The 11210-nt window shown below is 42.2% G+C and carries 8 protein-coding genes and 1 rRNA gene; 8 read left to right on the forward strand and 1 reads right to left on the reverse strand.

The window, feature by feature from the left end:
* Window positions 1-659 precede the first annotated feature (659 nt).
* Window positions 660-851: a hypothetical protein gene (locus HQ29_RS10270; protein ID WP_152566489.1), complete on the reverse strand. Its 192-nt coding sequence runs from the start codon at window positions 849-851 to the stop codon at window positions 660-662.
* A 71-nt stretch (window positions 852-922) separates the two neighbouring features.
* Between HQ29_RS10270 and HQ29_RS04815 the strand changes: the two genes are divergently transcribed.
* The 8 genes from HQ29_RS04815 to HQ29_RS04850 form a co-directional block, all read left to right on the forward strand.
* On the forward strand, window positions 923-2410 hold the full coding sequence (locus tag HQ29_RS04815) for a bifunctional metallophosphatase/5'-nucleotidase (protein ID WP_161781559.1): 1488 nt from the start codon (window positions 923-925) through the stop codon (window positions 2408-2410).
* Between the two features lie 343 nt (window positions 2411-2753).
* Window positions 2754-3341 (forward strand): DUF3575 domain-containing protein, encoded by a 588-nt coding sequence (locus HQ29_RS04820; RefSeq protein ID WP_036791731.1) that lies wholly within the window; start codon window positions 2754-2756, stop codon window positions 3339-3341.
* Window positions 3342-3555: 214 nt separating this feature from the next.
* On the forward strand, window positions 3556-4677 hold the full coding sequence (locus HQ29_RS04825) for a fimbrial protein (protein ID WP_036867838.1): 1122 nt from the start codon (window positions 3556-3558) through the stop codon (window positions 4675-4677).
* Between the two features lie 99 nt (window positions 4678-4776).
* Complete coding sequence (locus HQ29_RS04830) at window positions 4777-5679, forward strand: FimB/Mfa2 family fimbrial subunit (RefSeq protein ID WP_036863929.1); 903 nt, start codon at window positions 4777-4779, stop codon at window positions 5677-5679.
* A gap of 13 nt (window positions 5680-5692) precedes the next feature.
* Window positions 5693-7045, forward strand: a complete 1353-nt coding sequence (locus tag HQ29_RS04835) for a fimbrial protein (RefSeq protein ID WP_036867840.1) — start codon at window positions 5693-5695, stop codon at window positions 7043-7045.
* Window positions 7046-7058: 13 nt separating this feature from the next.
* Window positions 7059-8996: a fimbrial tip adhesin FimD gene (gene fimD, locus HQ29_RS04840; RefSeq protein ID WP_152566490.1), complete on the forward strand. Its 1938-nt coding sequence runs from the start codon at window positions 7059-7061 to the stop codon at window positions 8994-8996.
* 20 nt (window positions 8997-9016) lie between these two features.
* A complete protein-coding gene (locus tag HQ29_RS04845) occupies window positions 9017-10615 on the forward strand; it encodes a FimB/Mfa2 family fimbrial subunit (RefSeq protein ID WP_152566491.1) in 1599 nt (532 codons plus the stop codon).
* Between the two features lie 408 nt (window positions 10616-11023).
* Window positions 11024-11210, forward strand: a 16S ribosomal RNA gene (locus HQ29_RS04850); the annotation flags it as partial.

Raw genomic sequence — 11210 nt, forward strand, 5'->3', positions numbered from 1 at the left:
GGAAATGGCTTTTAGAAAGGGAGCTTTTATATAAAAATCATCCTCCTGAGTGTTACGGATTTTTCTCCCGAATAGGTTTTTCAGATCTTCGGATTGGAGAAAAAAGCAATGAATGAATCTGTAAATCGTTTGTTCTTAGTGGTATATGAAAAATCTCGAATTTGCGTTCTCTCCTTCCGTTGGTCGCTTTCAGAGGCTCTTTTTGCGTTAATAAACTTCAAAATATGGAGGTTTGATTGTGAATGGATCTTAATACAAAAATCGTTGTAAAAACAGCTTTTTGAGGGCGAAAATGGCTAAGTTGTTGATGGTTAGCATTATGAGTAAAAAATCTAAACACGTTAACCGAATCCGGTAAACGTGTTTAATGAAATCGGTAAACGTGTTCATTGAAAAATTAAACACGTTAAGCCGGAAGAATATGCTCGTTTACTGTTTTTGCTTAACAGGTATCGAAAATAGTGTTAATAAAATGGGCTTGATTTAACAACCTTCCCGCGCTCTAAAAACAACAGCAAGAGACAAAATAGAGAACAGACTTGCCGGCGATGTTTTTCATCTTCCGCCGGTATGGAATATATAAAAATGAAATTTTCCGGAGGTGGTTTTGTGATAACTTTTATTTGTTCTTTTTAATGTGAATCGTGCTTAAAAAATATTTACCTTTGTGGTGTATATTTTGAAAATACAGGTATAACAGAAGCTCCTGCTTCGGTGAAAAATCTCTTTGCGACCTCTCCGGTGAAAAGGTGTAGTGCTTTCACATCTGTAAACGGTGTGTATCGTTTTGTGCGATAGAGTCTTTCGCATGGGAAAGAGTTGGGGAGAGACATTTGCTTCGGTTGCTTCATGCCTTTGAGAAAAGTAGAGACCACAAGGCATGGCAACGTTTGAGCAGGGATCACAAAATAGGAGACAAGCTATGAAAACAATCAAGAGAAACTATTTATTTCTACCGATGTCCTTTTTGCTTCTTGCAGCTTCGTTGGTAGGTTGTGGTACTTCCAAAAAGATAGCAAGGACGGAGACCAAATCACAAGTGGTAAATATTCTTGCCGTTAATGATATACATGCCACTCTGCCCAATTTTCCTCGTTTTGCATACATGGTAGACAGCCTGCGAGGAATCTATCCGGGGCTTCTTTTGGTCTCAGGTGGCGATAATCAGACCGGTAATCCTCTGAACGACCAGTATGTTCCGAAAGGGCTTCCAATGGTAGAGCTGATGAATGCTTTGAAGTTTGACCTCTCTGCCGTTGGTAATCATGAGTTCGACACAAACGGTAAGGATAACCCGCTGGAGGTACTCATCCGAAGAGCCAACTTCGACTATTTGTGCGCCAATGTAGTACTGCCTCATGCCGACTTCCCTTTCAAGGCTTACAAGATACTCCGTATGCCGAGTGGCGTGAGGGTCGGTTTTACCTCTGTTTTGGATATCAACAGCGGAAACATTCCGGATACACACCCGGACAGAGTAAGGGAGTTTTCGTTCAAAGATCCGCTGCAGGTCGGGAAAGATATGACCTTCTTGAAAGATAGCTGCGATATTCTCATCTATCTCAATCACTATGGGTTTGAAAACGATGTAGAGTTGGCAAAAAATCTTCCTGCCGGAAAGGTGGATCTTATCATAGGAGGGCACTCTCATACAAAGATAGATACCGAGCAGGTTCATAACGACATCCTTATCACGCAGGCGGCAAGCAAGCTCAAATATGCTACGCTTATCACCATGGCTCTGCATCCCGATGGCAAGGTGCAAAAGAGTATGAAGCTCTTGCCGGTAGGAAAGAGTGGCAATGTGAGACCGGAGATTCAGGAAATGGTGGCACGCTATCTGGCTGCTTCTCCTTTGGAAGAGGTTGTGGCACAAGCCGGAGACCACTTTACGTCATCCGAGCAGCTCGGCTACCTTATGGCGGACGCTTTCAGAAAGAGTGCGGGTGCGGAGATCGCTTTGGTCAATCCTGGCAGTATCCGAATGGATAATCTGAGCAAGGGGGATATCTCTCTTATGGATGTCTACACACTTGACCCGTTCGGAAATGAAATGGTGCTGGTAAATCTTACCGGGCATGAGATGCGCGCTATGATGCTTTCGGGCTTTGAAATGGACGAGAAACGCCCGATGGTTCCTTCCGGACTTAAACTGCAATATACACTTGATGCCGAAAGAAATGTTAAGGATGTACGGATTTTTAATCCTGATGGATCCGATTTCGATATGGATAGAGTCTATAAGGTGGTTATGAGCAGCTACATGAACGTAACCTATAAGTACGAACGCTCGGATGCAGGAAAATCTCTCTTTAGGACTACTGCTGAGGGACTTATAGATTATCTTCGTGAAATTAAGACAGTGCCGAGCTACCGCAAAGAGAGCAGAATCAGCGGTGCAAAGCTCTAATATATTCCCCTAAAACTTATTTTTATTTTGTTTTAGGTGAAAAAAGCATCTTTTTTGTGCAATTCTTTGTTTGTTTCAAAAAAGATGCTTACATTTGAGACACGGGAGGTTTGCTATTGGAAGTGACCCTTGGGGTAAAGATTTTGAACGTTGACTTTTGGCTTGTTACCTTTAACAAACACCTCATCCCGGTTTATTATTGGATTGTTGTACTTCCGGATTGTGATAAGGAATATTGTACCATGGGATAGTGGTGCCGTCCGGATGAGATTATAGAACTTGTAACTTATATAAAAAACGAATGTATATCTCCTAAGGGAGGAGAGAACGCTTTTAAACTTGAATGAAAATGAAAATTAAGTGCTTGATGTTTTTTCTGCTTCTTGCTCTTTCTCTCACTTTTTCAGGAAGAGGTTTAGCGCAATCTTGGGCTTTCAAGACCAATCTTGCGAACTGGGCTTTGGGTGCATCTCCTAATCTTACGGTCGAGAAGGCGGTTGCTCTTCGTTACTCTGTTGGCATAAAAGGTAGCTACAATTGGTTTTGGAGCAAAGAGAACCAACGAATGAAGCATTGGATGGTGAAGCCTGAGGTCCGATATTGGCCTCAAGGAAGTTTCACGGGACACTCGTTTGCCCTTCAAGGAATGGTAGCACAGTACAACTTCGGTGGGGTAAAACCTCCGTTCGGTCTCTATAAAAATCTTAGAGATCACCGCTACGAAGGGATGGGCTACGGACTTGGAGTCGGGTATAACTATCTCTGGAGATTTGGTGCTCGGAGTGGAGTGGAGCTCGGTTTGGACTTAGGGTATGTCCTTTTCGACTATGAGAAGTTTAAGTGTGTAAAGTGCGGAACTCTCATGGAAAAGGGTGTGTACCACTATTTCGGGCTTACCGGCTTGTCGCTATCCTATGTCTTCTTCTTATAGTAAATAGTAAGAAGCTCATTAAGTAAGTAAGATTACACTTTTAGAATGGTTTAACGGGGATGTTTTTTACATCCCCACCCTCTCTCTGCCATTGTTTAGTGGCATGGACTAACAACTTTGTGATGTAATATATCCATTTACGATAGTATTTATATACTCTCGAACTGACAACTTGTTATACAATATTTATCCACATTTTTAATTCTAATTGGTTATGAAAACGAGTAAAATTTTCGTAGTTGCAGCCATTGCTTTAGGTTTTATGGCTTGTAACAAGAATGAGGACATCAATGTACCTCAAGAAGAAGCGCAAGCAACGCTATCTGTTAAAATCAGTTCCGGTACGTTACGTGCTCTCGGTGCTCCCGATGATTCTGATCCTGTAAAGAACTTTGAAGTCTATGTTTTCAAAGGACAAGTCTTGGAAGGATACAAGAGAGTCGAAGGCGCTATGGAAGCAAAAGAAATTGAAGTCTCTGCAGGAAATGCTACATTGGCTGTTGTGGCAAATGCCGGAGGAGAAGGTCTTGGTAAAGCATTTACGCTTGATGAGCTGAAAGAAGCAGTAAAAGAAGGTGTTATAGAAGATGCAGGAGGTCTTCTGATGACTTCGGAAATGAAAGAGATATCCATAAAGGCAGGAAAGAATCTTTATGGATACACTAAGACCGGTGATGAAAACGAAATCTCCGCAGATCCTCTTGCTCTTGTCAGAGTACCTGCTCGCGTAGTATTGCAAGAAGCAAAGACCGAGTTTTCCGGAACTTTCGAAGGCTGGACTCTTGAACCGCAACAAGTTTTTGTTTTCAACGTTCGTGGTAAATCCAAACTGTTTGGAGATAATCTTTACATGGCGGATGCTCCTTTCTATAGCGGGGTAGATTTGGGTTCTTTCTCAGGAGATCTAGGACCGGCTGCTTCTGAAAAGCACAACTCTTTGCAAGATGAGATTTCTTCATTCGAAGAGCTTCCAGAGCTTCCTGCTTACTTCTACACTTATGAAAATGAGGATGCAGCTCATCCTGTGGTTCTGACCATCAAGGGTCTACTTAAAGATGCTGACGGTGAGCTTGTTAAAAATTCTCCTTATACAGATGCAGAAGGAACTACCTACTACTCTATTTTGGTAAATGTAACAAAGCAGGGTTATTCCTATGAAGGAGATGCCAGTGGTGGCAACGGAAAGGTTAAACGTAACACAGAGTATAAGCTTCACGTAACTATCAAGCGTCCAGGTAAGGATAATCCTATCGTTATACCATCGGATCCTGCAACTCTTGATGTTAAGGTTGTAGTAACTCCATGGACTGTAGTTAATCAAAACGTTACATATTAAGCCGAACAGCAGACGGAAAGATCTTCCGTAAAACCTAAAACTAATGTGGGCAGGCAATCTGCCTGCCCACATTCTCTGTTAAACTAAAAAAGCAAGAGTATGAATCGTGCAAACACATATCGAGTAGAACGCTGGTTCCTATTTGTGCTGATGATGACCTTGTTTTCAGCATGTATTAAAGAAGATCTCTCAGACTGTCCTCGACCCTTCCAGCTAACGGTGCAAGCTCTTGATGCGGATGGTAATGATATTACTGCATCAGGTGCTGTTAAGGATGTCGTCATGTTTGTGTTTGACGAGAAAGGATTGGTAATGGAGGCCTTTAAGCTTACCGAAGAGCAGGTCAAAAAGAAGCAGCCTATGCATGTAAAGATCCCATTTCCGGGCTCCAAGATACTTACTTGTACCGCGTGGGGCAATCTGGATGAGTCTGTGGAGTTTCCGGCTATGGCAACCGTGAAGCAAAAACAGGATCTTTATGTGAAACTGAAAAGTAAACAAGGAATCGCCGGTTATCCCGGAGAATTGTTTTCCGGATCGTTGGATGTACCGGTAGAGTTCGGTGGTTTGGAACCCGGAAAATCTCATACCGTAGTGATAAAGCATAAGGTGGCTTCTGTGCGCATTGTGGCACGTAAGCTATCGCCCGAAGTAGTATCATCGGTATCTTTCGTATTGAAAGAGTCGCCGGATACATACAATTCAGATGGAGAACTTACAGGAGGTGTAGTCTCATACAAACCTACGTTTGCTTTTGATGGCGCAGGTCAGTGGGTTACACCAATATTCAATACATTCCCCAATGCAGGAGGAAAGACATATACTCTTGAAATGTATTGGGATGGACAACTTAAGAAAGCATTTACTCATGGTACCGATGGCACTCCTTTGGTTCCACAGCTCGGAAGACTCCTCAATATTATTATAGACGTGGATGCAGATCTTTCCGTTAAGGTGGTGGTAACTCCTTGGGGAGTGGTGTATCAGGAAGTTGAATATTAAAAACATAAGAGAAATGAAAGTTATAACAGAAAAGGTTTGTTTGCTTTTCGTACTGATTGGTTCTTTCTTTCTTACGGGTTGCAAAGATGCGTTGTTATCCGACATTCCCTCTGAGAAGAATGCCGTAATTTCTCTCATGCTTGGGGGATCGGAAATGAGAGCCGGAAACCTGTTTTCCGGAGACGATGTCATAAATAAGGTCAGAGTCTATGTTTTTAATGGTTCTCACGTTGAGTCTATTGATGTTTTCTCTGCAGGAGAGCTGACATTTTCCAATCCTTTTAGAATCAAAAGTACTACGGGAGAGAAGACAATCTTAGTAGTAGCAAATGAACCGGCAGGTATATCTGCTCAGTTGGATGCTATCAAAACGATAGATCAGCTGGATAATATTAGATTGACAACAACGACCTTCCTACCTGTCCCTTTGACAATGGTAGGCAAGGCAACAGTAAATATTCCTTCTCAATCCACTCCGCTACTGATGACAGTGGACTTGAAGAGGTGCGTGGCGAAAGTAACCCTTAAGGTGAAGAATGCAAGTGCCGGAGCGGAGATAGAGCTTCTTCAAGTAAAACTCTATCGGAATACCGGCTCCACACCTTTGATAGAAGGTGTGCCGGGAGGAAGTGTACAGTTTTGGGATGTTATTTCCGGATATAATAGTTTTATACCCGTAACGAACGAGGGTGTAGATGTCTGGGGCGGTAGCAAGAATGCTGCCTATGTCTTTGAGAATCTTGGCTCCGTTGCGGATACTGTTTCAAGGGCGACATACCTGGCAATTTATGCTCATTATAATAATATCCCAACTCAATATGTGGGGTATGTCAATGATGAAAGTTCCAATGCTACGGATCATCATTACTCCATAAAGCGAAATCATCAATACAACTTGACGGCTGAGCTAAAGAATCTTGGAGAAACAAATAATCTGACTCTACGTACAGATGTCCTTCCATGGAATGTTATTAAAGAGGATCTTGTCTTCAAGAGAGTATTCAGGATAGTTCCTCATCTCACATTTAATGAGAAGACTATCGAAGTCAAATCTCCTGCCGATGTGCTTCAGTTTACATTTGAGTTGAAGAATCCTATTGAAGCTACTTGGAGAGCGATATTACCCAATCCGATCGATTTTGAATTTGTAGAGGAAGGCGGTGCTGTATCGTCGGGAGATGCGGGTCAGGAATACACTATCAGGATAAGACCTCGTAATCCTCAAGGATCTGAAGAACGGATTACCGAACTGTTCATCATAGTGGATGACGTTGAGATTCCTCTTCTCAAGGGAAATACCTCGATAGGACCTGGTAACAGAATAGTTATTAAGCAGAAGAAGGCTCTTATGCCGTTCAGTAAATAAAGGAGATACTCTTATGAAAAAGATTTTATTGACGATGGTGGCTTGTGTTGTTGCACTATCAGGGGCAATATCTCTCTCTTCTTGTAAAAGAGATGAGGGGATGGAACCGGATCGGGAGAACTCCTTAGTGTTGCGGTTGGCTGCCAGTGATATCTCTCCTCGAACAATAGAGGATGGAGAAGATGCTTTGAATGAAAATACAATAAACAGACTGGATATTTTTCTTTATCACGCCGGAGTGCTTAAGTGGCACATCAAGCCGTCGGATATGCAGATCACGGGGAATAGTGTAGTGATTCCGATACCGTCCAATCACGGTTATCTGTTTTTCAAAAATACAAACTCTTACGATCTGTATATCGTGGCCAATAGCTCTGTGGACCTTAGCAATATTTCACCCGGGGTGCCTAATAATGGTCCTGCAGATCTTCGGAATCAGGTGATTCAGGCTGCCGACTTCAAGACAAACGGGGGGCATGTGGCTCAATCGGATTTCGTGATGGAAGGTTTTGTCTCTAAGGTGCTCACTTATCAGGATTGTGATCTGGGTTTGGTTAAACTTAAGAGAGCAGCTTCCAAGATCAGGATCAAGATAAACTCTGTTTCCGTTCCGGGATATGAATATACGCCTAATACAGGAACGGTGCAGTTTAAGCACTTTGTCGCTAAGTCCGCTCTTTTGGAAGGAGGTACTTATACTCCTACCGAGTTTGAAGAGACGTCTGCACGTGATTTGGCTCTAACGGGAGGAGTCTACACTACATCGGCTCCATTTTATGCTTATGAACAAGATTGGAAAAACAATATTGAAAGCAGAGCGTATGCCGAACTGTTGCTTCCTCTAAAGAAACAAGAGACCGGAACTATACGTACATATAGATATATCTTGCCTTTGGTTCCCAAAAATCTTGTGGGAGAAGAAGCGGTATATAACTCTTGCTTTAAGCGTAATTTGCTTTATGATGTAGGGGTTACGGTCAATATTCTTGGTGCTCTCAAGGAAGAACCTGTAACATTGACCGGGGTTTATACCATTAAGGATTGGAGCACAAGAACTATTCTTGCTGAGGTTAAAGCATCCGACTATCTCGTTGTTTCCGAGAATAGTGTGGATATGCCAAATATCACCGATTATGTTTTAACCTTCAATTCCTCCCAACCCGATGTCAGGCTTGTGCCCGGATCCTTGAAGGCTACATATACCTATGTGCCTGCTGATGGTAGCTCTCCTGTTACTACTTCTGTTACTCCTGCACAGATGCCGACAGTAGTTGTAGCTTCGGGAGTGGGAACCGGAAATATTACCATCACAAGTCCGATACCTGTGAACTTGGTGCCTAAAGATATTGAGTTCAAGGTTACAAATGGGGCACTTACGGAAGTGGTTAATATAAAGCAGACGCCGGGGGTCTATTTTACCAATGAAAAGAGTGTGAAATCTTCTCAGTTCGATTCTTATAGTCATATGGTAAATTCGGGGAATGGACTTCGTAATGCCTATACTTATAGAGTAACGACATCTGCATCGGGAGCAAAATATCCGAGCAGTAATGAAGAGCTGATACTGGGATTCCCTCCTGTGGATTCGGATGGCAATACTCTTAACAACGCAGATGTAGCCAAGATGGTTTCTCCTAATTTTGAGATGGCTTCCCAATTTGGAGCAACGGTGGCACAAAGCTATAATCAAGCCAAGAGACATTGTGCTCGATATTGGGAAGAAAGTGAAGCAGGAGTGAAAAAGAAAGGATGGAGATTGCCGACTGAAGCAGAGTTGAAGTATATCGAACAACTCCAATATCTGCCTGCAAATCTTCAAGGTCTTTTGATGACGGGACGGTGGTACTGGGATTCATACAGCGGTAATAATGCTTACGAGTTTGTGAACAATAATACCTCGGGTTCTTCTCCAATAAATGCTCACGTGCGTTGTATCCGTGATATTAAATAACACTAATAAGGAGTACACTTATGAAAAAGATAATTTATACACTTATTGGATGCTTGATGTTGTCTCTTGCAGGCTGTTCAAGATTGGGAACAGACATTGCAGATGAGAAAAAACAGGGAGATACGGGCGATGTCTTGGTTGAGTTTGGTGCTGTTATCCCCGGATTCAAGGCTGTGGAGCTAAGAGATAATGGTGGCGTTGAGAATCTGAATCTGTTGGTTTTTAATCAGTATGGTATTCTTATCGCACGTCGAGTAGCTTCATTACAAGGTCTGTCCGGAGAAGGGTATCGCTTCTCAGCTCTCTTGCCTAAATCTGATGACATTAGGACTATTCACTTTATCGCCAATCATGATTGGGCAACAGTGGACGACTCTCATATCTTAGGACATGATGAAGCCTCTGTTGTAGCTCTTATGACAACAGATAGAGGAGTCTTTTGGTCGAGAAAGGAGTTGCCGAATGGTATTGATGCCGGCAACCTTGAAGGAAGTGTATCTCTATTGCGAAATCAGGCGAAAGTAACTGTTGAAAGTCAGGCGGCAAATTTTGTTTTCGAGGGTTTTACTCTTCACAATACGCTTACGAAGGGAACAGTCGCCCCGTACAATACGACAACTTTTAACTTCCAAGAGGGATCTTTGAATGAACCACTTGATATAGTTCTTAATACTGCAGTTGAAAGTAATCTGGGTATGGGAGAGCGTTTCCTCTTTGAGCGCAAAAACGGAAGTGCTAAAGATATTACCACTGCTATTATAAAAGGTAAGTATCAGGGAGGTCCTTCTACATATTATAAGATAGACCTCATAGATGCTGATAGGAAAAGGTATGATATAGAAAGGAACTATCATTATAAGATTATCATCAAGAATGTACACAAAGGAGGTTCTCCTACCTTCGCCGCAGCTTTGCAGGTTGCCTCTCATAATAATACGGCTCTCGACCCGACAGTAGAGAAGTATCCTGTTATAAGTGATGGAGTGAGCAAACTTGAGGTTGAGCGTACCTTGATTATCTTGACCAAAGCATCTGAAGATCTGATCACTTGGGCGAAGTACTATCCCAATCTTAACAACCCTACTTTCAATAATGAGGGAGTAACATGCCGGATAGAACAGGAGACCGGTAAGGAAGTTTTAGCTGCCGGCTCTCTTCAGTTTAACACGAATAATGGCGAGATTAGGGGAGTTGCCATAAACCAGTTGCCTTCTTCACCAAGAGAAGCTCGTATTATAGTTTCCAAAGGGGATTTTCTTGCAAGAGTTATTCGGGTTGTACTGAGAATGCCGTATAGTTTTGGAACTGTTAAGATCAATACTTCCAATACCGTACCATCTGGTCAGGAAAAAGTAGCTAAGGTCTATTTCAATATCCCATCAGATTTTCCTGCAGACCTTTTTCCTCTATATGTAGAGATAAAAGCCAATACACTCTATCCCGTACAACAAGGTGTGCAAGTTGTTACCAGGGGAAGTAATATGTATCATATCTTTAGGGTAACTTCTCCGGGTACAAAGGAGGTACATTTCAAGACCAACTCTGTATCAGACGTGGAGACTGTTGAGGTATCTGCAGAGTATTTTGCAAAAGGAAGTGTTTCATATACCAGGAGTTAAGTCTTTTCTAAGAAAAATACAAGTAGAGAAAGACATATTGGATATATGATTTTCATGGAAGATTTAGATCCATTTTCGAGATGGCTGCTTTTAGGAGTGGCCATCTCTATTTTGTGATTTTACTTCCGACGAGAATACTCATAAGTTTAGAAAAAGATTGCAGAAGTTTGGTGGTATAGAATATTCTACTTAACTTTGTGCCACTTTTGCAGGAGAAGAGTAATGCTCTTTGGACAACAAAAGAGGTCATAGACATATTGAGACAAAAATCAACAAAGTAGTACAAGGGAAACAGAAGTAGATAGATGTTTTGGCATCTTACAACTTTCTAGTGTTTACCCGTCAACTATTACCTGGGAAATAGAGTAAGGATACTGAGCATAGGAATAAAGTAAAAAAAACAAAATGACAAAGAAGAGTTTGATCCTGGCTCAGGATGAACGCTAGCGATAGGCTTAACACATGCAAGTCGAGGGGCAGCACGTATTCAGCTTGCTGAATATGGTGGCGACCGGCGGATGGGTGCGTAACGCGTATGCAACTTACCTGTCAGAGGGGGATAACCCGGAGAAATTCGGACTAATACCGCATACAC

The sequence above is a fragment of the Porphyromonas canoris genome, from assembly GCF_000765975.1.
GTDB classification, from domain to species: domain Bacteria; phylum Bacteroidota; class Bacteroidia; order Bacteroidales; family Porphyromonadaceae; genus Porphyromonas_A; species Porphyromonas_A canoris.